This window comes from Janthinobacterium sp. LM6 (assembly GCF_002002885.1).
Classification (GTDB): Bacteria; Pseudomonadota; Gammaproteobacteria; order Burkholderiales; family Burkholderiaceae_D; genus Janthinobacterium; species Janthinobacterium kumbetense.
In genome coordinates, this window is the sequence record NZ_CP019510.1 from 651,208 (window position 1) to 673,272 (window position 22,065).

The 22,065-nt window shown below is 60.0% G+C and carries 17 protein-coding genes and 4 tRNA genes; 17 read left to right on the top strand and 4 right to left on the bottom strand.

Annotated elements, in window-relative coordinates; genetic code table 11:
- Positions 1–6 precede the first annotated feature (6 nt).
- Positions 7–1,833, top strand: coding sequence for a glutathione-regulated potassium-efflux system protein KefC (kefC, locus tag BZG29_RS02860; RefSeq protein WP_077398763.1), 1,827 nt, complete (start codon positions 7–9; stop codon positions 1,831–1,833).
- 53 nt (positions 1,834–1,886) lie between these two features.
- Here the strand turns inward: kefC and pepF are convergent, their stop codons facing one another.
- The 4 genes from pepF to BZG29_RS02880 all read right to left on the bottom strand — a co-directional run bounded on the left by pepF (position 1,887) and on the right by BZG29_RS02880 (position 6,153).
- On the bottom strand, positions 1,887–3,764 hold the full coding sequence (gene pepF, locus BZG29_RS02865) for an oligoendopeptidase F (RefSeq protein WP_077398765.1): 1,878 nt from the start codon (positions 3,762–3,764) through the stop codon (positions 1,887–1,889).
- Positions 3,765–3,943: 179 nt separating this feature from the next.
- Positions 3,944–4,879 carry a tRNA 2-thiocytidine(32) synthetase TtcA gene (gene ttcA, locus BZG29_RS02870; protein WP_251349712.1) on the bottom strand — a complete coding sequence of 312 codons (936 nt, stop codon included), beginning with the start codon at positions 4,877–4,879 and terminating at the stop codon, positions 3,944–3,946.
- Between the two features lie 32 nt (positions 4,880–4,911).
- The gene (locus BZG29_RS02875) at positions 4,912–5,310 is read right to left on the bottom strand and encodes a dihydroneopterin aldolase (RefSeq protein ID WP_046682033.1); all 399 of its coding nucleotides are present in this window, start codon (positions 5,308–5,310) and stop codon (positions 4,912–4,914) included.
- A gap of 54 nt (positions 5,311–5,364) precedes the next feature.
- Positions 5,365–6,153 carry an SDR family oxidoreductase gene (locus BZG29_RS02880; RefSeq protein ID WP_077398766.1) on the bottom strand — a complete coding sequence of 263 codons (789 nt, stop codon included), beginning with the start codon at positions 6,151–6,153 and terminating at the stop codon, positions 5,365–5,367.
- Between the two features lie 74 nt (positions 6,154–6,227).
- Here BZG29_RS02880 and BZG29_RS02885 point away from each other — a divergent pair, with 74 nt between their 5' ends.
- The 16 genes from BZG29_RS02885 (at position 6,228) to rpoB (ending at position 21,967) form a co-directional block, all read left to right on the top strand.
- Positions 6,228–7,379 carry an SAM-dependent methyltransferase gene (locus BZG29_RS02885; RefSeq protein WP_077398768.1) on the top strand — a complete coding sequence of 384 codons (1,152 nt, stop codon included), beginning with the start codon at positions 6,228–6,230 and terminating at the stop codon, positions 7,377–7,379.
- Between the two features lie 149 nt (positions 7,380–7,528).
- Complete coding sequence (locus BZG29_RS02890) at positions 7,529–8,620, top strand: J domain-containing protein (protein ID WP_077398770.1); 1,092 nt, start codon at positions 7,529–7,531, stop codon at positions 8,618–8,620.
- A 63-nt stretch (positions 8,621–8,683) separates the two neighbouring features.
- Positions 8,684–10,279 carry a DUF3369 domain-containing protein gene (locus BZG29_RS02895; RefSeq protein ID WP_077398772.1) on the top strand — a complete coding sequence of 532 codons (1,596 nt, stop codon included), beginning with the start codon at positions 8,684–8,686 and terminating at the stop codon, positions 10,277–10,279.
- A gap of 133 nt (positions 10,280–10,412) precedes the next feature.
- Positions 10,413–12,059, top strand: a complete 1,647-nt coding sequence (locus BZG29_RS02900; RefSeq protein ID WP_077398774.1) for a tetratricopeptide repeat-containing response regulator — start codon at positions 10,413–10,415, stop codon at positions 12,057–12,059.
- A gap of 222 nt (positions 12,060–12,281) precedes the next feature.
- A tRNA-Tyr gene (locus BZG29_RS02905) sits at positions 12,282–12,366 on the top strand.
- Between the two features lie 63 nt (positions 12,367–12,429).
- A tRNA-Gly gene (locus tag BZG29_RS02910) sits at positions 12,430–12,503 on the top strand.
- Between the two features lie 43 nt (positions 12,504–12,546).
- A tRNA-Thr gene (locus BZG29_RS02915) sits at positions 12,547–12,621 on the top strand.
- Between the two features lie 88 nt (positions 12,622–12,709).
- Positions 12,710–13,900 (top strand): elongation factor Tu, encoded by a 1,191-nt coding sequence (gene tuf, locus BZG29_RS02920; protein WP_077398776.1) that lies wholly within the window; start codon positions 12,710–12,712, stop codon positions 13,898–13,900.
- Between the two features lie 66 nt (positions 13,901–13,966).
- Positions 13,967–14,042: transfer RNA gene (locus BZG29_RS02925), tRNA-Trp, on the top strand.
- Positions 14,043–14,074: 32 nt separating this feature from the next.
- Complete coding sequence (gene secE, locus BZG29_RS02930) at positions 14,075–14,458, top strand: preprotein translocase subunit SecE (protein WP_010394308.1); 384 nt, start codon at positions 14,075–14,077, stop codon at positions 14,456–14,458.
- Complete coding sequence (gene nusG, locus BZG29_RS02935) at positions 14,458–15,084, top strand: transcription termination/antitermination protein NusG (RefSeq protein ID WP_077398778.1); 627 nt, start codon at positions 14,458–14,460, stop codon at positions 15,082–15,084. The genes secE and nusG overlap by 1 nt, the downstream gene beginning before the upstream one ends.
- A 115-nt stretch (positions 15,085–15,199) precedes the next feature.
- Positions 15,200–15,634 carry a 50S ribosomal protein L11 gene (gene rplK / locus BZG29_RS02940; protein ID WP_034753131.1) on the top strand — a complete coding sequence of 145 codons (435 nt, stop codon included), beginning with the start codon at positions 15,200–15,202 and terminating at the stop codon, positions 15,632–15,634.
- Entirely contained in the window at positions 15,634–16,329 is a 696-nt protein-coding gene (gene rplA / locus BZG29_RS02945; protein ID WP_034753134.1) for a 50S ribosomal protein L1, read from the top strand. The genes rplK and rplA overlap by 1 nt, the downstream gene beginning before the upstream one ends.
- A gap of 320 nt (positions 16,330–16,649) precedes the next feature.
- Positions 16,650–17,189, top strand: coding sequence for a 50S ribosomal protein L10 (gene rplJ / locus BZG29_RS02950; protein ID WP_034753621.1), 540 nt, complete (start codon positions 16,650–16,652; stop codon positions 17,187–17,189).
- 67 nt (positions 17,190–17,256) lie between these two features.
- Entirely contained in the window at positions 17,257–17,628 is a 372-nt protein-coding gene (gene rplL / locus BZG29_RS02955) for a 50S ribosomal protein L7/L12 (protein WP_070223390.1), read from the top strand.
- Positions 17,629–17,860: 232 nt separating this feature from the next.
- Positions 17,861–21,967, top strand: coding sequence for a DNA-directed RNA polymerase subunit beta (gene rpoB, locus BZG29_RS02960; RefSeq protein WP_077398780.1), 4,107 nt, complete (start codon positions 17,861–17,863; stop codon positions 21,965–21,967).
- The last annotated feature ends 98 nt before the right edge of the window (positions 21,968–22,065 follow it).

A 22,065-nucleotide genomic window follows, 5' to 3' on the forward strand; every position in this document is an offset into this window, starting at 1 on the left:
ATCCGCATGGAACACCACAGCTTTCTTATCAACATACTGTTTTACCTGGTCGCCGCCATCATCATGGTGCCGCTGGCCAAGCGCCTGGGCATGGGCGCGGTGCTGGGTTACCTGGTGGCCGGCGTCGTCATCGGTCCCTGGGGCCTGGGGCTGATCAAGAATGTCGAGGTGATCCTCAGCTTTTCCGAATTCGGCGTGGTGCTGCTGCTGTTTTTGATCGGCCTGGAGCTCGAACCCAAACGCCTGTGGCTGCTGCGCCGTCCCATCTTCGGCTGGGGCGGGGCGCAGGTGGGCGTCGTCAGCGCGGGCTTGTGCGCCGTGGCCATGGCCTTCGGCGTGGACTGGCGCACGGCGCTGGTGGGTGCGCTGGGGCTGTCGCTGTCGTCGACGGCCATCGTGCTGGCCACCCTGGGCGAACGTAAGCTGATGAGCACGCCAGCCGGTTCCGCCGGCTTTTCCATCTTGCTGTTCCAGGATATCGCCGCCATTCCCATGATCGCGCTGGTGCCGCTCTTGGGCGGACTCGTCACGCATAGCGGCGAACCGGGCTGGCTGCGCGTGGCCAAGCTGGCCGCCGTGCTGGCGGCGCTGGTGATCGGCGGGCGCTTTCTGGTCAATCCCATCCTGCGCTTCATCGCCAGGACGGACTTGCGGGAAATCTTCACGGCCTTTGCCCTGCTGCTGGTGATCGCGATCTGCGTGCTGATGGAATCGGTGGGCCTGTCGATGGCGCTGGGCACCTTCATGGCGGGCGTGCTGCTGGCCGACTCCGAATACCGCCATGAGCTCATTTCCGACCTGGAACCGTTCAAGGGGCTGTTATTGGGCCTGTTCTTCATCGCCGTGGGCATGTCCGTCGATTTCGGCGTGCTGCGCGCCCAGCCGCTGCTGATCCTGGCCCTGGTGGCGGGGCTGCTGGTGGTGAAAATCGCCTTGCTGTACGTGCTGTCGAAGTTCTTCGACATTCCCAGCGGCCAGCAGCTGTTCTTTGCGCTGCTGCTGTCGCAGGGCGGCGAATTTGCTTTCGTCGTGTTTGCCGCCGCCGAGGCCGCGCATGTGTTTGCGCCGCAGACGGCCGCGCTGCTGGTCGTGGTGGTGACCCTGTCGATGGTGGCCACGCCCTTGCTGCTGCTGGCGCACGACAAATTCGTCGCGCCGCGCCTGCAGGGCGACAAGAAGCGCCGTCCCGACGACCATATCGAGGCGCAGGACAATCCCATCGTCATCGCCGGTTTCGGCCGCTTCGGCCAGATCATTGGCCGCTTGCTGGCGGCTAATAAAATCGGCGTGACGGTGCTCGATCACGATCCGGACCAGATCGACCTGCTGCGCAAGTTCGGTTTTAAAGTGTTTTATGGCGACGCCACGCGCGTGGACCTGCTGGTGGCGGCCGGCATCGAGAAGGCGAGGGCGCTGGTGATCGCCATCGACAATGTGGATGACAGCCTGGCCCTGGTCGACGCCGTGCGCCTGCGCCTGCCCGAGCTGACGATTTTGGCGCGCGCGCGCAACGTCACGCATTACTATGAATTGATGAAGCGTGGCGTGACCCTGATCGAGCGCGAGACCTTCGCCGCGGCGCTGCTGCTGGGTGAACAGACCTTGCAGCAGGTGGGCTTCAGTACGGAGCGGGCGCAGCGCGCGGCCGGCATCTTCGGCCGGCATAACCTGAAAACTTTGCTGGAAGTGGCGCCGCACTTCCAGGACCAGCAAAAAGTCATGTCGCTCACGCGCCAGGCGCGCGAGGAGCTGGAAGACATGTTCGAGAGCGATGCGGCGGCTTTCGCGGCGGCGGAAACGGAAACTCCGGGGTCAGACCCTCAACACCGCTAACGCAGAGGCTTGCTAACGCGCGTGGGGGTCTGACCCCAGCCTTTGCTTTGGGCTTACTTCCCCCGCTTCGCTTCAATCGCCTCGATCTGGTCCATAATGCCGTTCATGCGCGCCGCCAGCGCCTGGTACGGTTTCGGCGAGGCCAGGTCGACGCCGGCCGCCTTCACCAGTTCATACGGGTAGGCCGAGCCGCCGGAGCTGAGCATCTTCAGGTAGGCGGCCAGCGCGCCCGGTTCCTTGTCGAGGATGCGTTGCGCGAAATCCTGCGCCGCGGCGATCGAGGTGGCGTACTGGAACACGTAGAAGCCGTGATAGAAATGCGGCACGTAGGCCCATTCCAGCGCGTAGGCGGGATCGATGGTCATGACGCCTTGCGCTTCGCCATGGTAGCGCTTGAGGATGCCGGCATAGATGGCCGTGATCTCTTCGCCCGTCAGCGATTCTCCTTTATCCACTTTGCCGTGGATGGCCGCTTCGAATTCGGCGAACATGGCCTGGCGGAAGTAGGTGCCGCGCAGGTTTTCCAGCGCCGCGCCCAGGTACAGCAGGCGCTCGTCATCGTCCTTGGCCTGCTTCAGGCGCGCGTCGAGCAGCAGTGCCTCGTTCGTCGTCGAGGCGATTTCCGCGACAAAGATGCTGTACGGCGCATAGACCGATGGCTGCGCCTTGTTGGCCAGTACCGAATGCATGGCGTGGCCCCATTCGTGCGTCAGGGTGCTGACGGCTTCGTAATTGTCCGTGTAGTTGAGCAGCACGAACGGGTGCACGTCGTACGCGTCGCCATTCATGTAAGCGCCTGCCACCTTGCGCGGGCGCGGGTACACGTCCATCCAGCGCGCGTCCACGGCGGCGGTGAGGGCCTTGACGTAGTCGGGGCCTAGCGGCGCGACGGAATCGAGCATCATCTGCTTGCCGTCGGCCAGCGGGAAGGTACGGTCGCTTTTCAGCAGCGGCGCATAGATGTCGTAATACGCGAGGTCCTTGACGCCCAGCATGCGCGCGCGCAGCTTGAAGTAGCGGTGCAAGGTGGGCAGATTGGCGTTGGTTTGCGCGATCAGGGTCTGGTAGACGGCCGGCGGCAAGTTGTCGGCGTCGAGCGCCGCGCTTTGCGAGTCGGCATAGCGGCGCACCTTCGCATACGCGGCGTCCGTCTTCAACTGGCCGTACAGGGTTTCGCCGAACGTGCGTTCATATTCCTTCCACTTGCCGAAGAAGGCGTCGAACACCCGCTTGCGGTCGGCACGGTTGTCGTCGCCCCGGTATTTCGTGTAGGCCGCCTGGTCGAGGCGCACTTCCTTGCCATCCGACAGTTTGATGGTCGGCCACGGGATTTCCGCATTGGCCAGGGTGCGATAGATACTGGCGGCCGAGCTTGTTGCCAGGCCGAACTGTGCCACCAGCTGTTCGCCAGCCGCGTCGAGCGTGTGCGGTGCGCTGCGCAGCATGTTGCCTAATTGAAAACGATACAGCTGCAAGCCCTTGTCTTTCGCCAGCATGGCGTCGATGCGCTTGCTGCCCAGGGCGAGGATTTCCGGCTGCAGGAAGGTGCTTGCCTGGCTGAACTCGTTGCCCAGCAGGGCGGCGCGCTGGTTCAGCTGGTTGCCCTTGCTGTCGCCCGTATCCTGGTCGTAATACTGCGCCGCATAGGTGGTGAGCGTGTTGACGCGCTTGCGCGCCTCGGCGTACAGGTCCAGGCAGCTTTTCAGTCGGGCCGGCGAGGTTTTCAACTGCCCCTTGCAGGCGCCCAATTGCTGCAGCTGGGCCGACAGCTTTTTCGCGTCGGCGTCGAACGCGGCATTGTTCTGATACAGCGCCGTCAAATCCCAGCGGTCGGCCTGGCGGTCGGTGGGTGCGGGAGCGGCGAAGGCGGTGGCAAGGCCGAGGGCCAGCAGGGAGAACAGCAGGGGGCGCTTGAGCGCGGAAGGCGTCATGGTTCATTCCAGTGAGGTTGTCGGAAGAATGCGTGCTGACCGCCGGGCAGGGATGCGCGCGTGACGCACCGCGTACCGGCAGAGCTGACTACGGTACCTCAAATGGACGCGGGGGGAAAGAGGGCGGATGCCGCCACCTGGGCGGTGGCGGCGAAACAATACGGGCTTACAACAGCGGATTACAGCGGTTGCAGCGCGATGGTGCCGAACGTGGTCGGCGTCGAGCATGGCTCTTCATCGAAGGCGATGTCGCCCATGGGGTTGGCCACGCCGTCCGCCTTCAAATCCTTGAAGCCGAACAGTTTCGGGTCCATCAAATGTGATGGCGCCACGTTCGACAGGGCCGAGAAGATGCTTTCCACGCGGCCGGGGAACTTCTTGTCCCATTCGCGCATCAAGCCCTTGATCTGCTTGCGCTGCAGGTTTTCCTGCGAACCGCACAGGTCGCACGGGATGATGGGGAAGCCCTTGACTTCCGCATAGCGCTGCGTGTCTTCTTCCTTCACGTACGCCATCGGGCGGATGACGATGTGCTTGCCGTCGTCCGATTGCAGCTTGGCCGGCATGCCTTTCAGTTTGCCGCCGAAGAACATATTCAGGAAGAATGTTTCCAAAATATCATCGCGGTGGTGGCCCAGGGCGATCTTGTTGGCGCCCAGCTCGTCTGCCACGCGGTACAGGATGCCGCGGCGCAGGCGCGAGCACAGCGAGCAGGTCGTCTTGCCTTCCGGGATCAGGCGCTTGACGATGCTGTAGGTATCCTGGTTTTCGATGTGGAAAGCCACGCCCAGTTCCGTCAGGTAGGCGGGCAGGATTTCCGGCGGGAAGTTCGGCTGCTTCTGGTCCAGGTTGACGGCGACGATATCGAAGTGAATCGGCGCGCGTTCGCGCAAGGTCATCAAAATGTCCAGCAGCGCATAGCTATCCTTGCCGCCGGACAGGCAGACCATCACCTTGTCGCCGTCTTCGATCATGTTGAAGTCGCCGATGGCTTGCCCCACCAGGCGGCACAGGCGCTTGTGCAGCTTGTTGTTTTCCAGGGCGATCTTTTCCGCCTTCTTGCGCGCCAGTTTCTGCGCTTCCACGTTGGCCGGCACTTCCACGGCGGCCGTCATCGTTTCCAGTACGGCGGTGTCATTCATGTTGTTCATGCTTCATCCTTGATCTTGAATACTTCCACGCCCACGCCTTCGCAGTCGGGATACACGTCCGGTTTCATCGACGAAACGCGCGCGGCGCGCACGCGCGGGTGGGCCAGCATGGCAGCGAGCACGTCGTCGACCAGGCTTTCCTGCAGCTGCACGTGGCCTTGGGCCATGCGTTTGGCGATGGTTTCGCGCATGAAATCGTAGTCGACCACTTCTTCCAGCTGGTCATCCTTGGGCGTCGACAGGGCCAGGGGAATGTACAGGTCGACGTTGATGAGGACGCGCTGCTCGCCCTTTTTTTCGAAGTCGTAGACGCCGATGTTGATGAGGACTTCGTAATTGCGCAGGAACAGGCGGCGGCAATCGGCCAGGCGAGGGTGGGACAGGGCGGACGACATAGGTTTTACCTTTTAGGGGATGCTGGAATGCTGGTTGTTTGGCAGGGCTGCTGATTATTTGGTCAAAAACATGACGTCGCGCGGCAAGCCGATCAAATGCTGGCCGCCATCGACCAGCAGGGTCGTGCCCGTCAGCGCGCGCGCGCCGGCCACGTAACAGACGCTGTCGGCCACATCCTCGGGCGTGCTGGAGCGGCCCAGCGGCGTGTTTTCATGTGCCTTGGCAAAGTTCGCTTCCGTTTGTTCGCCGGAGACCATGGTGATGCCGGGGGCAATGCCCACCACGCGCACTTTCGGCGCCAGCGCCTGGGCCAGCATGGTGGTCGCCGACAGCAGTGCCGCCTTGGACAGGGTGTACGACAAAAAATCAGGATTGAGATTGTACAGTTTTTGGTCCAGCAAGTTGATGACCACGGCTTGCCCGCCTGCCGGGGTGGCCTGGTACAGCGCTTGCGCCAGCAGGATGGGGGCGGCCAGGTTGGCGTGCATGTGGGCGTCGAGCGCGGCGACGGAAAAATCGCCCGCATTGTCGTATGCAAACAACGATGCGTTGTTGACGATGCAACTTACCGATCCCAGCGCCGCCTGCGCCTGCGGCAACAGTTGGCGCACGGCCTCTTCCTGCGCCAGGTCGCAGGGGAACGCTTGCGCGCGGCGGCCCAGCGCGGCGATTTCCTCCACCAGGCTGAGCGCCTCGTCGCGCGAGTCGCGGTAATGCACGGCGATATCCCAGCCGTCGCGCGCCAGGCCCAGCGCGATGGCGCGGCCGATGCGCCGCGCGGCGCCCGTGACGAGGGCGACGCGGGGAGTGCTGTCGAATGGCGTTGTCGTTGCTTCTGTCATGTCTTTGCTATGGTTGAGATATTCGGTGGACGCCACACTGGCGGCATGCGCCGCCGATTCGCTACAATGCGGGAATGTCTCTTCCCGCACCCGATAGCGACGCGCTGGCCGCGTCCCATGCCTTGCAGCACCAGATTGCCGCCGAAATCGCGTGCAATGACGGCGCCATTCCCTTTGTCCGCTTCATGGAGCTGGCGCTGTATGCGCCTGACCTCGGCTATTACAGCGGCGGCGCCGCCAAGCTGGGCAAAGATGGCGATTTTACAACCGCGCCGGAGATTTCGCCCCTGTTCGGCGCCACCCTGGCCCATGTGGCAGCCGCTATTATGGCGCAAACGGCCCCGCGCATCCTCGAATTCGGCGCCGGCACGGGCAAGCTGGCCGTTGACATCCTGACGGAAGCGGCGAATGCCGGCATCCATGTGGAGCAGTATGCGATCGTCGAATTGTCCGGTGAATTGCGCGCGCGCCAGGAGCTGGCGCTGGCCGCCTTCCCGCAAGTGGTGTGGCTCGACGGTTTTCCCGATAGCTTCGAGGGCGCCGTGTTCGGCAATGAAGTGCTCGACGCCATGCCCGTCAACCTGATCAGCAAGACGCCCGCCGGCTGGTGCGAGCTCGACGTCAGCATCGCCGACGGCCAGTTCGTGTTTGTCGAACGGCTCGCTGGCGATGACGTGGCCGCGCAGATCGCTGCCCAGGTGCCCGAGGCGGACGCCTTGCCGGTCGGCTATGTTACGGAAATTCATGGCGTCGCCTGCGGTTTCATGCGCTCGCTGGCGCGCATGCTGACCAATGGCAAGGGCGGCGCGGCCGTGCTGTTCGATTACGGTTTCCCTGCGCATGAGTATTACCTGGACTTGCGCGCCACGGGCACCCTGATGTGCCATTACCGCCATCACGCCCACGCGGAACCGTTTTATTTGCCCGGCTTGCAGGACATCACGGCCCACGTGGATTTTACGGCGATGGCGGTGGCGGCGCAGGAGGCTGGCCTCGATGTGCTCGTCTACATGAACCAGGCATCCTTCCTGCTGGGGGCGGGCCTTGGTGACTTGCTGCTGCGCACCGATCCGCAGCAGGTCAAGACCTATTTGCCGCAAGCCAGCGCCGTGCAAAAGCTGGTGTCGCCCGCCGAGATGGGGGAGTTGTTCAAGGTGCTGGTGGTGGGGCACCGCGTGGAGTTGCCGGAAGCGCTGTTGTCCAGCGACCGCAGTCACCGCTTGTAAGCGCCTGTAATATCAAGGCAGGGCAGTGTCGCCCTGCAATTTCCTGTCCGCCGGTGGTTATTATCTTGTCATATCGTATATGATGACCGACACAGCACGGTTCCATCCTGCAAGAACCCGTCGCCGCGCACCGATTTCAAGATAGAACGATGGGAAAGATACATACACACTATGACAACCTGAAGGTGGCGCGCCTGGCGCCGCAGGAAGTCATACGTGCCGCGTACAAAGCCCTCAGCCAGAAATACCACCCGGACAAGAATCCCGGCGACGAAAAGGCCGCCCGCATCATGGCGATCCTCAACAGCGCCTATGGCACCTTGTCCGATCCACAACGCCGCAAGGAACATGACGAGTGGATCGCCGCCGAGGAGTGGGAAATCGAATGGCTGGAAAGCACCCACCAGGAAGACGGCAAGAGCCGCGATGGCCGCGCGAAAGGCCATGCCCAGCCGCATGAACACGCCTGGGCACAGGATGTGCCGCCGCCGAAGGGCAAGCCGCGGCGCGGCTTGCAACCCGTCTGGCGCAACTGGCGCTGGTGGCTGAGTTTGTTTATCTGTCTGTTGCTGGGCTGGCTGGGCGCCTTGCTGATGCTCGACACGTCGCAACCCGTGCCTGCCGCGCTGGCGTCGGCCTGGAGCGGCCTGGCCCGCGACGGCGCCAAGCCCCATGCGGACGCGGCCACGTCGGCGGCCAGTGCCGCGCCGCCATCGAAAGGCGAGGCGGTGGCAGTCGACAGCTGGGCCGTGGGCAAGCCGTATGCGCCCGAGCCGCCGCAAGCGAAGACGCCGGAGATCCGCGTGCTGGCCGTGTCCCAGCTGAGCCTGAAAGGCATCCAGCCCGCCTGCGATGGGACTGGCAAGGCAGAGTCCCCATCGCTGGTGGCGCCGAATGGCGAACCCTGGCCGGCCCATTCCGGCTATGTCGATGGATTCCCGATCGGTAACAAGGGCGAGGAGCTGGCCGTGAGCATCGACAACAGCGGCAATGCGGCGCCCGTGTTCGTCAAGCTGTTTGACACGGAGCGGCGCTCGAACGTGCGCTACCTGTACATCCTCGCGTATGACAAGCTGCTGGTGGAGCAGCTCAGCGCGGGCAAGTATGAAGTGCGCTACCAGGCCGTCGGGCCGGGCCAGGATAGTTGTGGCGGCGCCACGCGCAGCGGTGCCTCGGCGCCGGCGTCGTCGCCGTCCGCCAGCGAAGGCGGTACGCAGAATCCTGTTGTAAGCAGCATCTAATCTGATTATGCTTGATATGCGTCAACGCAGCGTCCACATCGAACTTATCCATTAGGAGTATTCATGACCGACCTCAAGGCCGATGCAGATGATAACTGGCTGCTCGACGAAGATGAGCCGGTGGCCAGTCCTGCCGGGCTGGCCGCGCCCGACCAGCGCCTGTGGCGTGTCCTGATCGTCGATGATGACGTCGACGTGCATGCGGTCACGCGGCTGGCGCTGCGCAATGTCAGCTTCAAGGGCCGCGAACTGGAACTGTTTTCCGCCTACAGCGGCCGCGAGGCATATGACATCCTGCGCGACACGCCCGATATCGCGCTGGTGCTGCTCGATGTGGTGATGGAAACGGATGACGCCGGCCTGATCCTCGCCAAACGCATCCGCGCCGACCTGAACAACTCCATCGTGCGCGTCGTGCTGCGCACGGGCCAGCCGGGCCAGGCGCCCGAGCAGCGCGTCATCATCGAATACGACATCAACGATTACAAGGCCAAGACGGAGCTGACGACGCAAAAGTTGTTTACCACCGTCATCTCGGCCCTGCGTGCCTACGAGAGCCTGATGATGCTCGAGCGCAGCCGCATCGGTCTGGGCAAGATCCTCGCCGGCGCCACCAATCTGTACCAGATCCATTCCCTGCGCGAATTCGCTTCCGGCGTGCTGAACCAGGTCAGCGCCATCCTCGACGTGGGCGCCGACGGCGTGCTGTGCCTGATGCAGGGCGGCGCCGGACGGCCCGAGGTGGTGGCCGCCACGGGCACCTATGCCATGCTGGCCGAGGCGGAAGCCTTGCCGGCCGACCATGCCCTCACGCCGACGATCGACAAAGCGTTCGCGGAAAAGCGCAGCCAGTTCGAGCATCCGGCCAATGTGCTGTTCATCCATACGGAAGGCAACCGCGAGCTGGCCATTTCCGTCACGCCGCCGTGGCCGCTGGCGCAGATCCAGCGCGACTTGCTGGAAGTGTTTTGCCAGCGTATCGCCGCTGCCTTCGACAACCTGTACATGTTCGGCCAGCTGCGCAAGGCGCAGGAAGCGACCGTGGTGGCGCTGGCCGACCTGGCCGAGTTCCGCGACAGCGACACGGGCGGCCACGTGCGGCGGGTGCAGCAGTTGTCCGACGCCATCGCCCGCCGCATGCAGCAGCGCGGCGTGTACCCGGACGAGCTGACGCCGCAACTGCTCGACATGATCGGCCTGGCCAGCATCCTGCACGACGTGGGCAAGGTGGCCACGCCGGACGCCGTGCTGTTGAAGCCGGGCAAGCATACGGATGAGGAGCGGGCGCAGATGCAGCAGCATGCCGGCGTCGGGCGCACCATCCTCGAGCGGGCCGCCAACATGGTCGACGGTGTCAGCTACCTGACGTATGGCGCGCAGATCGCCGGCGGCCACCACGAGCATTTCGACGGCGCCGGTTATCCGAACGGCCTGAAAGGCCGCGATATACCGATCTCTGCGCGCATCGTTGCCGTGGTCGACGTCTTCGACGCCTTGCTGCACGAGCGGCCGTACAAGGAACCGTGGCCATATCCGCAGGTGCGCGAATACATCGAGCAGCGCAGCGGCAGCCAGTTCGATCCGGAAGTGGTGACGGCGCTGCTGGAGCTGATCGACCATGAGCCGCAACTGTGGCATCCGGAGCACGCCGTCGCTTGAGCAGCAACTTCGTCGGCATTTTTCGGCACACCGCCATTCCCTTGCGCGCGGCGCCGTCATATACTCGGCAGCCTCATGCTGGCTGGCGCCACGCACCAGTGTGGCGCGCCGCGGAGTTTTCGGACATCACGACATGAAAGAACTCAAGGGCCTTAGCGCACTGATCATCGAGCCGCATCCGGGCATGCGCGCCAGCCTGCACAATATGCTCAACCTGTGCGGCCTGGCGAAGATCGATGACGCGGCCAGTTCGGGCCAGGCGATTCGCATGCTGGGCAGCAAATCGTATGATCTGATCCTGTGCGAATACGACCTCGACGGCGGGCAGGACGGCCAGCAGATGCTGGAAGACTTGCGCCACCACAAATTGATGCACGCGTCGACCATGTTCTTCATGGTCACGGGCGAAGGCAGCTTTGCCAAGGTGGTCAGCGCCGTCGAGCTGTTGCCCACCGATTACATCCTCAAGCCTTTCACCGCTGACAACATGCTCGAGCGCATCGGCCGCGCGCTGGACAAGCGCAATGCCTTCGTGCCCGTGTACGAGTTGATCGACGTGGGCAACGAGCGCGCGGCGATTGCCGCCTGCGCGGAGGGCGCCAGCCTGTATCCCCGTTACGCCACTGATTTCCTGCGCTTGCGCGCGGAATTGCACCTGCTGCTGGGCGAAGCGGCCGACGCCGAGCCGATCTACGCCGGCCTGTACGCAGCCAAGTCCATCGGCTGGGCGCGCCTGGGGCAGGCCAAGACGCAGTTCCTGCTGGGCGAGTACGAAGCGGCGCAGGGCACCCTGGAAGGGCTGCTGGAAAACAACAAGCGTTTTCTCGACGCGTATGACTGGCTGGCGCGCACGCACCTGGCGCAAGGCAAGCCGGAACTGGCGCAGGCCGCCCTGAGCGAAGCGGTGGCCCTGTCGCCGCACGCCGTGCGCCGCTTGCGCCGCCTGGGCGAGGCGGCCCTGGCGGCCGACGATATCGAGATGGCGGAAAAATCCCTCAAATTGGTCGTCAGCAAGGCCAAGTATTCGGAATTCCGCGACCCGGAAGACCATGTGCGCCTGGTGCAGACCCTGGTGCGCAAGGGCGACCCGCTCCAGGTGGGCGCCGTGATCCGCGACCTCGACAAGTCGATGGGCGGGCAAAAGAATGCGGAACTGTGCAGTGCCCTGTGCAGCGCCATGCTGCATGCGCATACGGGCAACGAGGAACGCCTGCAACAATCGCTCGACGCGGCGCTGGCCGCCAACCGCCACAGCGTGGGCGGCTCGAACATGCTGAAAACCGAACTGGCGCGCCACTGCCTGGCGCATGGGCGCGAAGATGGCGCCGCCGAGGTGATGCGCGAAGTCATGCGCAATGCGCCCGACAGCGCGGCCATGACGCGCGCCATGGCCGTGTTCGAGCATGCCGGGCGCGAAGAGCTGGCCAAGGCGCTGGCACGGCAAAGCCGCCAGGAAGTGGCCGACATGGTGGCGGCCGGTGCCGCCAGGGCGGGAGAGGGCGATTTCCGTGGCGCCGTCGATCTGATGGGCGAAGCCGTCACGCGCCTGCCCGATAATCCGCAAGTGGTGTTCAATGCGGCCGTGGCCGTGCTGAAATGCCTGGAACACGAAGGCTGGGATGAGCGCATGGGGCAGCAGGCGCTGACGTTTATCGCCGGCGTGCGCCGCCTGGACCCGCGCAACCCCAAGTTGCCCGTGCTGTCGGGCCTGCATCAGCAGTTGTTGCGTAAATATAAGCCTCTCGGCAACTCCTGGATGCATCCGCCTGACGCCCGGTAAAAGGGAAAAATGACGGGAAAATGCGGCTTCCCGGCGGGGGGGATAAAAAAAATCCAAAAAAAGCAGACTTTTTCGCGCCAACCCTTGCACTTTCTCAAATCGGGAGCTTATAATCACGCCCCGAAGCAGCCAACTTCTTCTTTATACGCAAATGCAGCAGTCAGGCATCAGTAAATAAGGTTGACAGTTGTGAGTAGATGCTTCATACTCTGCGGTTCCCGCGGAGGGGTGGCCGAGTGGTTAAAGGCGACAGACTGTAAATCTGTTCTCTATGAGTACGCTGGTTCGAATCCAGCCCCCTCCACCAAGTTTTTGCAAGGAAAACTGGGTAGTAGCAAAAAGCAAGTGAAGATAAAGTGAACGATACCTCGCGGGTGTAGCTCAATGGTAGAGCAGAAGCCTTCCAAGCTTACGACGAGGGTTCGATTCCCTTCACCCGCTCCAGTTTCCGTTCAGATGCTTGATGCATCGCATGCAACAAATTACAGCCCTTGTAGCTCAGTGGTAGAGCACTCCCTTGGTAAGGGAGAGGCCACGTGTTCGATCCACGTCAAGGGCACCAGAATTCGCAGCAGGCAGCACAGAAGCAATTCAAACCAGACCGTCGGGCGTGTGCCTGAGCAATCTAATCAAATCATTAGGAGTTCAAAATGGCAAAAGGTAAATTCGAACGGACCAAGCCGCACGTCAACGTCGGCACCATCGGCCACGTCGACCACGGTAAAACCACGCTGACCGCTGCAATCGCAACGGTTCTGTCGAAGAAATTCGGCGGCGAAGCTAAAGCATACGACCAGATCGATGCAGCACCAGAAGAAAAAGCGCGCGGTATCACGATTAACACCGCCCACGTCGAGTACGAAACGGAAACGCGTCACTACGCGCACGTTGACTGCCCAGGCCACGCCGATTACATCAAGAACATGATTACCGGTGCTGCCCAGATGGACGGCGCGATCCTGGTGTGCTCGGCAGCTGACGGCCCAATGCCACAGACCCGCGAACACATCCTGCTGGCCCGCCAAGTTGGCGTTCCATACATCATCGTGTTCCTGAACAAGTGCGACCTGGTCGACGACGCAGAGCTGCTGGAACTGGTTGAAATGGAAGTGCGCGAGCTGTTGTCGAAGTACGAATTCCCAGGCGACGACCTGCCAATCATCAAAGGTTCGGCACGTATGGCGCTGGAAGGCAAAGAAGGCGAAATGGGCGTTGACGCAGTGCTGCGTCTGGCCGATGCGCTGGATGCTTACATCCCAACGCCAGAGCGCGCTGTTGACGGTGCTTTCCTGATGCCAGTAGAAGACGTGTTCTCGATCTCGGGTCGCGGTACCGTTGTGACCGGTCGTATCGAGCGCGGCATTGTTAAAGTCGGCGAAGAGATCGAAATCGTCGGTATCACCGATACCGTCAAAACGACTTGCACCGGCGTGGAAATGTTCCGCAAACTGCTGGACCAAGGTCAAGCAGGCGACAACGTTGGTCTGCTGCTGCGCGGCACCAAGCGTGAAGACGTGCAACGTGGTCAAGTTCTGGCCAAGCCAGGCTCGATCAAGCCGCATGCTCACTTCACCGGCGAGATCTATGTTCTGTCGAAAGACGAAGGCGGCCGTCATACGCCATTCTTCAACAACTATCGTCCACAGTTCTACTTCCGCACGACGGACGTAACCGGTTCGATCGAGTTGCCAGCAGACAAAGAAATGGTCATGCCAGGCGATAACGTGTCGATCACCGTCAAGCTGATCAACCCGATCGCGATGGAAGAAGGTCTGCGCTTCGCTATCCGCGAAGGCGGCCGTACCGTCGGCGCCGGCGTGGTTGCAAAAATCATCGCATAAGGAAATGTTATGCTTCCACCCGGGGCGTCCTGGGTGGTAGAATAGCACTCCTCGAAAGTTTTACGTAGGGACGTAGCTCAATTGGCAGAGCGTCGGTCTCCAAAACCGAAGGTTGGGGGTTCGATGCCCTCCGTCCCTGCCACCGTCAAGGTGCAGGGCACCGAAAGTAGAAAAATGTCAAATCAATCCGTGCAAACCGTTAGCACGTCGAGTGACAAGATAAAAGTCGCGCTGGCAATAGTGGCTGCGATTGCAGGAGTAGTCGGGTTTTATTACCTGGCAGGCCAACCAGCTCTGGTGCGTGCAAGCGCGCTTGTGGCTGGTTTGGTTATTGCTGTTGCGCTCTTGTATGTCTCGACGACCGGCCGTGAATTTCTCAATTTCGCCAAAGAAGCTGTGCGCGAAACCAAGAAAGTCGTTTGGCCTACCCGCAAAGAAGCCACGCAGATTACTGCGATCGTGTTTGCCTTTGTGCTGGTCATGGCGATTTTCCTGTGGGGCACGGATAAATTGCTCGAGTTTTTGTTGTATGACGTAATTCTGGGTTGGAAAAAATAATGAGCGAAAATGTGCATGATGAAGCGGCGAACGAGTCCGTTCCGGGCGACGCTCCGGTAGCGGACACTGGTGCAGCGCTGAGCGTGCCAGTGAGCAGCAAGCGCTGGTATGTCGTGCATGCTTATTCCGGCATGGAAAAAAGCGTCATGCGCGCACTGACCGAGCGCATCGAGCGCGCGGGCATGCAAGACCAGTTCGGCCAGATCCTGGTGCCGATCGAAGAAGTTGTCGAAGTCAAGAATGGCGTCAAGTCCGTCACCGAACGTCGTTTCTATCCTGGCTATGTGCTGGTTGAAATGGAAATGACGGACGAGAGTTGGCACTTGGTCAAGAATACCAGCAAGGTTACCGGTTTCATTGGTGGCAAGTCGAACAAGCCGACGCCGATCTCCGCGCGCGAAATCGACGGCATCATGAAGCAGATGCAGGAAGGTGTTGAAAAGCCCCGTCCGAAAACCTTGTACGAAGTGGGCGAGCAAGTGCGCATCAAGGATGGTCCGTTTACCGACTTCAACGGCAATGTCGAAGAAGTCAACTACGAGAAATCCAAAGTGCGCGTCTCGGTCACCATTTTCGGTCGCGCTACTCCGGTAGAGCTCGAATTCGGCCAGGTCGAAAAAGTCTAAGTATTATCAAGCGCCACCAGGAGCGTCGCGGCAGTCTCAGCGAAATCCGGTCAGAGGAGCCCCGCCAGGGTAGGATCGGCGGGGCGCTACTACTCAATCCAAGATAGGAGCCATCATGGCAAAGAAAATCATTGGTTTTATCAAGCTGCAAGTGCCAGCTGGTAAAGCAAACCCATCCCCACCAATCGGTCCAGCTCTGGGTCAACGTGGTCTGAACATCATGGAATTCTGCAAGGCCTTCAATGCACAGACCCAAGGTCTGGAGCCAGGCATGCCGATTCCAGTCGTGATCACCGCATTTGCGGACAAGTCCTTCACGTTCGTGATGAAGACGCCTCCAGCAACCTACCTGATCAAAAAAGCTGCTGCGATCACCAAAGGTTCGCCGAAGCCACATACCGACAAAGTCGGTACGCTGACCCGCGCACAAGCTGAAGAAATCGCTAAATTGAAAACCCCTGATCTGACCGCTGCCGACATGGATGCTGCTGTACGCACCATCGCTGGTTCCGCTCGTTCGATTGGTATCACGGTGGAAGGTGTTGTATAATGGCTAAGTTATCCAAACGTATCAAGGCTTTGAAAGCCAAAGTCGACCGTACCAAAGTGTACGCTTTCGACAACGCTGTCGCTCTGATCAAAGAGTGCGCAACGGCCAAGTTCAATGAATCGATCGACGTATCGGTACAACTGGGTGTTGATCCTAAGAAATCCGACCAAGTGGTGCGCGGCTCCGTCGTGCTGCCAGCTGGTACCGGCAAAACCGTACGCGTGGCAGTCTTCGCGTCGGGCGAAAAAGCAGAAGCTGCTAAAGCAGCAGGCGCCGACATCGTTGGTATGGAAGACCTGGCTGAGCAGATCAAAGCCGGCGACATGCCTTTCGATATCGTTATCGCTTCGCCGGATACCATGCGTATCGTTGGTACCCTGGGTCAGATCCTGGGCCCACGCGGCATGATGCCTAACCCGAAAGTTGGCACTGTTACTCCTGACGTCGCTACCGCCGTGAAAAACGCGAAAGCCGGTCAAGTTCAGTACCGTACCGACAAATCCGGTATCATCCACGCTACCATCGGCCGTAAATCGTTCGCTGACGCAGATCTGAAGTCGAATCTGGTCGCACTGATCGACGCACTGAACAAAGCCAAGCCAGCATCGAGCAAAGGCGTGTACCTGCGCAAAGTTTCGCTGTCGTCGACCATGGGCGCTGGCGTCCGTGTTGACCAGGCTAGCCTGGCAGCTTAAGTAACAGAATCAAGTCCTGTAGCGCCTTCGGGCGCTGCGGGCGCATCTTTGGGCTGTCTGCCCGGTGTTCGCACCAGGCAGGCAGACAATCAAAGACCGTTGGGCCGACTGCGATCGCACATGCAGAAGGTTAATAGGCTTGCCGGCAACGGCAAGTGCCCAACGCAGATGGTGTACCCGAACAAGTTTTGTAGTCCTCATGCTGCGTGAATCCATCCGCTCAGTTTAGTACTTCTTGACTTCGGACGCCGTGTTCGAACCGATGCAAGGCGCTCAACCACTCGGTTGTGATTGCCGAACATCATTTAAGGAGGTTGACCGTGAGTCTCAATCTGAATGACAAAAAGGCCGTCGTCGCCGAAGTTTCCGCACAAGTAGCAAATGCGCAAACGATCGTCGTGGCCGAATATCGTGGCATCCAGGTTGGTCACTTGACGCAACTGCGTGCTAAAGCGCGTGCCCAAGGCGTGTACCTGCGTGTGTTGAAAAACACTCTGGCTCGTCGCTCCGTTGAAGGTACCGCATTCGCCAGCCTGGCAGATGCCATGACCGGCCCGTTGATCTACTCGATCTCGGCCGATGCCGTTGCAGCAGCTAAAGTCATCGCTGACTTCGCTAAAACCAACGACAAACTGGTCATCAAAGCAGGTAACTACGCAGGCAAGCCGCTGGATACAGCTGCTGTCACCGCGTTGGCGAGCATTCCTAGCCGTGAAGTCCTCATTTCGCAGTTGTTGGGCGTTATGCTGGCTCCGGTTTCGGGCTTTGCACGTGGTCTGGCTGCCCTGGCAGCGAAAAAAGGCGAAGGCGCCGAAGCTCCTGCAGAAGCAGCAGCAGAAGAAGCCCCAGCAGCCGCTTAATTGCGCGCGCTTTTTTCTCTCAGTACCAATCTGATGTAACTAACGTAATAAATTTAGGAGTTTCAAAATGGCAATTAGCAAAGACGATATCCTGGAAGCAGTTAGCGCCATGTCCGTAATGGACCTGAACGACCTGGTTAAAGCATTCGAAGAAAAATTCGGCGTGTCCGCAGCAGCGATGGCTTCGGCCGGTCCTGCAGCAGGCCCAGCAGCAGCTGCTGAAGAGCAAACCGAGTTCAACGTTGTTCTGGACACCTTCGGCGCAAACAAAGTTGGCGTCATTAAAGCAGTTCGCGAAATCACCGGTCTGGGCTTGAAAGAAGCTAAAGACCTGGTCGATGGCGCACCAAAAACTGTGAAAGAAGCAGTGTCGAAAGCTGATGCTGAAGCAGCAGTTAAGAAACTGGTAGAAGCCGGCGCAACCGCTTCGATGAAGTAATATCTGTACCGGCGTCAGTTAGCGCCCGAGTCAAAGTCTGAGGTTTCCCCTCGCAAGGGGGGGAATCCGACTTTGGCTCCTTTGTCGTCTGTATCGTATTTGTAGCAGCAGTTTTGTTCGATTCAAGCCGGAAAGCAGAGCCTTGAGGTTTCGTCTGTGTCACACGCAGCGGTGCAAACGAACACTTGCAAAACCTGAATTTTCTATCCTTTCTGTCACTCACGGAGTGTCCATGCACTACTCATTTACTGAGAAGAAACGCATTCGCAAATCATTCGCGAAGCGCGCCAACGTTCACCACGTTCCGTTCCTGCTGGCGACCCAGCTCGAGTCTTATCATAGTTTCTTGCAAGAGGACATAGCACCGTCCGGCCGCAAGAATGATGGCCTGCAGTCGGCTTTCACTTCGATTTTCCCTATCGTTTCGCACAATGGTTTTGCGCGTCTCGAATTCTTGTCGTACGTTCTGGGCGATCCTGCCTTTGACGTCAAAGAATGTCAACAACGTGGCCTGACGTTCGCGTCGCCGCTGCGCGCGAAAGTGCGTCTGGTGATCCTGGACAAGGAATCGCCAACCAAGCCTGTCGTCAAGGAAATGAAAGAACAGGAAGTCTACATGGGCGAATTGCCGCTCATGACGACCACCGGTTCGTTCGTCATCAACGGCACGGAGCGGGTTATCGTTTCCCAGCTGCACCGTTCGCCTGGCGTGTTCTTCGAGCACGACCGCGGCAAGACCCACTCGTCGGGCAAGCTGCTGTTCTCCGCGCGTATCATTCCTTACCGCGGTTCGTGGCTGGACTTCGAGTTCGACCCGAAAGACATCCTGTTCTTCCGCGTCGACCGCCGCCGCAAGATGCCAGTGACGATCCTGCTCAAAGCCATCGGCATGTCGCATGAGCAAATCCTGGCGAACTTCTTCGTCTTCGATAATTTCAACCTGCGCTCCGAAGGCGCGGAAATGGAATTCGTCTCCGAACGTCTGCGCGGCGAAGTGGCGCGTTTCGACATCGTTGACAAGTCGGGCAAGACCCTGGTGCTGAAAGACAAGCGTATCAACGCGAAACATGTGCGTGATATCGAAGCTGCCGGCATCAAGCATATTTCCGTACCGGAAGACTACCTGCTGGGCCGCGTATTGGCGAAGAATATCGTCGATGGCGATACCGGCGAAGTTGTTGCTTCCGCGAACGATGAATTGACGGAAGACTTGCTGGGTCGCTTGCGCGACGCCAACATTTCCGAAATCCAGACCTTGTACACGAACGACCTGGATCAGGGCGCCTACATCTCGCAAACCCTGCGTATCGACGACACCGCCGACCAGATGGCTGCGAAAGTGGCGATCTACCGCATGATGCGTCCAGGCGAACCGCCAACGGAAGATTCCGTTGAAGCGCTGTTCAATGGCCTGTTCTACAACTCGGACCGCTACGACCTGTCGGCCGTGGGCCGCATGAAGTTCAACCGCCGCATTGGCCGCGATGAACTGACGGGCGCCATGACCCTGTCGAACGAAGACGTGCTGGCCGTGATCAAGATCCTGGTGGAACTGCGCAATGGCCGCGGCGAAGTCGACGATATCGATCACCTGGGTAACCGTCGCGTACGTTGCGTGGGCGAACTGGCCGAGAATCAATTCCGCGCCGGCCTGGTGCGTGTTGAACGCGCCGTCAAGGAACGCCTCGGCCAAGCCGAAGCGGACAACCTGATGCCGCACGACCTGATCAACTCGAAGCCGATTTCGGCCGCGATTCGCGAGTTCTTCGGTTCGTCCCAGCTGTCGCAGTTCATGGACCAAACCAATCCTCTGTCGGAAATTACCCACAAGCGCCGCGTATCGGCTCTGGGACCCGGCGGTCTGACACGCGAACGCGCCGGCTTTGAAGTGCGCGACGTGCATCCGACCCACTACGGCCGCGTCTGCCCGATCGAGACACCGGAAGGTCCGAACATTGGTCTGATCAACTCGCTGGCTCTGTATGCCCGCCTGAATGAATACGGCTTCCTGGAAACCCCGTACCGCAAGGTCGAAGGTTCCAAGATTACCGATCAAATCGACTACCTGTCCGCCATCGAAGAAGGCCGCTACATCATCGCTCAGGCGAATGCGACCATCAACGACGAAGGCATGCTGTCCGATGAACTGGTCTCGGCCCGTGAAGCTGGCGAAACCATCCTGGTATCCCCGGAGCGCATCCAGTACATGGACGTGGCGCCAGGCCAGATCGTTTCCGTCGCTGCTTCGCTGATTCCGTTCCTCGAACACGATGATGCGAACCGTGCATTGATGGGCGCCAACATGCAACGCCAGGCTGTGCCTTGCTTGCGTCCGGAAAAAGCGCTGGTCGGTACCGGTATCGAACGCACCGTTGCGGTCGACTCGGGCACCACCGTGCAAGCGCTGCGTGGCGGTATCGTCGATTACATCGATGCGGGCCGTGTCGTGATTCGTGTGAACGATGACGAAGCTACCGCTGGTGAAGTGGGCGTCGACATCTACAACCTGATCAAGTACACCCGTTCGAACCAGAACACCAACATCAACCAGCGTCCTATCGTGCAAGTGGGTGACCGTGTTGCCAAGCGCGACGTGATCGCCGACGGCGCATCGACCGACCTGGGTGAATTGGCGCTGGGCCAGAACATGACCGTGGCCTTCATGCCATGGAATGGTCTGAACTTCGAAGATTCGATCCTGATCTCGGAAAACGTCGTCAAGGACGACCGCTACACCTCGATTCACATCGAAGAGTTGTCAGTGGTGGCCCGTGACACGAAACTGGGCGCGGAAGAAATTACGCGCGACATCTCGAACCTGGCTGAAAACCAGCTGGCTCGTCTGGATGAGTCCGGTATCGTCTACATCGGCGCGGAAGTACAAGCTGGCGACACCCTGGTCGGTAAGGTAACGCCAAAAGGCGAAACCCAGCTGACCCCGGAAGAGAAGCTGCTGCGCGCGATCTTCGGCGAAAAAGCGTCGGACGTGAAAGACACCTCGCTGCGCGTGCCTTCGGGCATGATCGGTACCGTGATTGATGTGCAAGTCTTCACCCGTGAAGGCATCGTGCGCGACAAGCGTGCCCAGCAAATTATCGATGACGAACTGAAACGTTTCCGTCTGGACTTGAACGACCAGATGCGTATCGTGGAAGGCGATGCCTTCCAGCGTCTGGAAAAAATGCTGATCGGCAAAGTTGTCAACGGCGGCCCGAAAAAGCTGGCCAAAGGCGCCAAGATCACCAAGGAATACCTGGCCGATCTGGACAAATACCACTGGTTCGACATCCGCCCTGCGGACGACGATGCAGCAGTAGCGCTGGAAGCGATCAAGGAATCGATCAACGAGAAGCGTCACCAGTTCGATCTGGCCTTCGAAGAGAAGCGCAAGAAACTGACGCAAGGCGATGAGCTGCAACCAGGCGTGCAAAAAATGGTCAAGGTGTACCTGGCCGTGAAACGCCGCCTGCAGTCGGGCGACAAGATGGCAGGTCGCCACGGTAACAAGGGTGTGGTTTCCCGTATTGTTCCTGTGGAAGATATGCCATACATGGCCGACGGCACGCCAGCCGACGTTGTGCTGAACCCGTTGGGCGTCCCTTCGCGGATGAACGTTGGTCAGATTCTCGAGACTCACTTGGGCTGGGCTGCCAAGGGTCTGGGTATCCGCATCGGCGAAATGCTGAAGGCGCAAACCAAGGTCGAGCAAGTGCGCAAGTACCTGACGACGATCTACAACGACAACGGCCGTGCCGAAGAGCTGAACGACTTCGACGACGAAGAGATCATGAAGCTGGCGGAAAACCTGAAAAAAGGTGTTCCATTCGCCACGCCAGTGTTCGACGGCGCCAATGAAGAAGAGATCCGCCGCATGCTGGACCTGGCGTATCCGGACGACATCGCCAAGAACCTGGGCATGACCGCATCGAAAAACCAGGTGACCATGTATGACGGTCGCACCGGTGAAGCGTTCGAGCGCAAGGTTACTGTCGGCGTCATGCACATGCTGAAACTGCATCACTTGGTCGATGACAAGATGCATGCGCGTTCGACCGGTCCTTACTCGCTGGTAACGCAACAGCCACTGGGCGGTAAAGCCCAGTTCGGTGGTCAGCGTTTCGGTGAGATGGAAGTCTGGGCACTGGAAGCGTATGGCGCGTCGTATGTCTTGCAAGAGATGTTGACCGTCAAGTCCGATGACGTGAATGGCCGTACCAAAGTGTACGAGAACCTCGTCAAGGGCGACCACGTGATCGACGCCGGCATGCCGGAATCGTTCAACGTGCTGGTCAAGGAAATCCGTTCGCTCGGTATCGATATCGACCTCGAACGCAACTAAACGACAGCCACCTGTCATTTGGTTTGGGAAACACAAAGCCCGGCTGGGAAACCACGCCGGGCAATGTAGTCTCAGGAATATAGAAATTTAATCACCTC

Excerpts from the sequence above, each read along its gene's own strand:
- kefC (WP_077398763.1), top strand. The coding sequence starts at position 7 with ATGGAACACCACAGCTTTCTTATCAACATACTGTTTTACCTGGTCGCC.
- pepF (WP_077398765.1), bottom strand. The coding sequence starts at position 3,764 with ATGACGCCTTCCGCGCTCAAGCGCCCCCTGCTGTTCTCCCTGCTGGCC.
- ttcA (WP_251349712.1), bottom strand. The coding sequence starts at position 4,879 with ATGACGGCCGCCGTGGAAGTGCCGGCCAACGTGGAAGCGCAGAAACTG.
- BZG29_RS02875 (WP_046682033.1), bottom strand. The coding sequence starts at position 5,310 with ATGTCGTCCGCCCTGTCCCACCCTCGCCTGGCCGATTGCCGCCGCCTG.
- BZG29_RS02880 (WP_077398766.1), bottom strand. The coding sequence starts at position 6,153 with ATGACAGAAGCAACGACAACGCCATTCGACAGCACTCCCCGCGTCGCC.
- BZG29_RS02885 (WP_077398768.1), top strand. The coding sequence starts at position 6,228 with ATGTCTCTTCCCGCACCCGATAGCGACGCGCTGGCCGCGTCCCATGCC.
- BZG29_RS02890 (WP_077398770.1), top strand. The coding sequence starts at position 7,529 with ATGGGAAAGATACATACACACTATGACAACCTGAAGGTGGCGCGCCTG.
- BZG29_RS02895 (WP_077398772.1), top strand. The coding sequence starts at position 8,684 with ATGACCGACCTCAAGGCCGATGCAGATGATAACTGGCTGCTCGACGAA.
- BZG29_RS02900 (WP_077398774.1), top strand. The coding sequence starts at position 10,413 with ATGAAAGAACTCAAGGGCCTTAGCGCACTGATCATCGAGCCGCATCCG.
- tuf (WP_077398776.1), top strand. The coding sequence starts at position 12,710 with ATGGCAAAAGGTAAATTCGAACGGACCAAGCCGCACGTCAACGTCGGC.
- secE (WP_010394308.1), top strand. The coding sequence starts at position 14,075 with ATGTCAAATCAATCCGTGCAAACCGTTAGCACGTCGAGTGACAAGATA.
- nusG (WP_077398778.1), top strand. The coding sequence starts at position 14,458 with ATGAGCGAAAATGTGCATGATGAAGCGGCGAACGAGTCCGTTCCGGGC.
- rplK (WP_034753131.1), top strand. The coding sequence starts at position 15,200 with ATGGCAAAGAAAATCATTGGTTTTATCAAGCTGCAAGTGCCAGCTGGT.
- rplA (WP_034753134.1), top strand. The coding sequence starts at position 15,634 with ATGGCTAAGTTATCCAAACGTATCAAGGCTTTGAAAGCCAAAGTCGAC.
- rplL (WP_070223390.1), top strand. The coding sequence starts at position 17,257 with ATGGCAATTAGCAAAGACGATATCCTGGAAGCAGTTAGCGCCATGTCC.
- rpoB (WP_077398780.1), top strand. The coding sequence starts at position 17,861 with ATGCACTACTCATTTACTGAGAAGAAACGCATTCGCAAATCATTCGCG.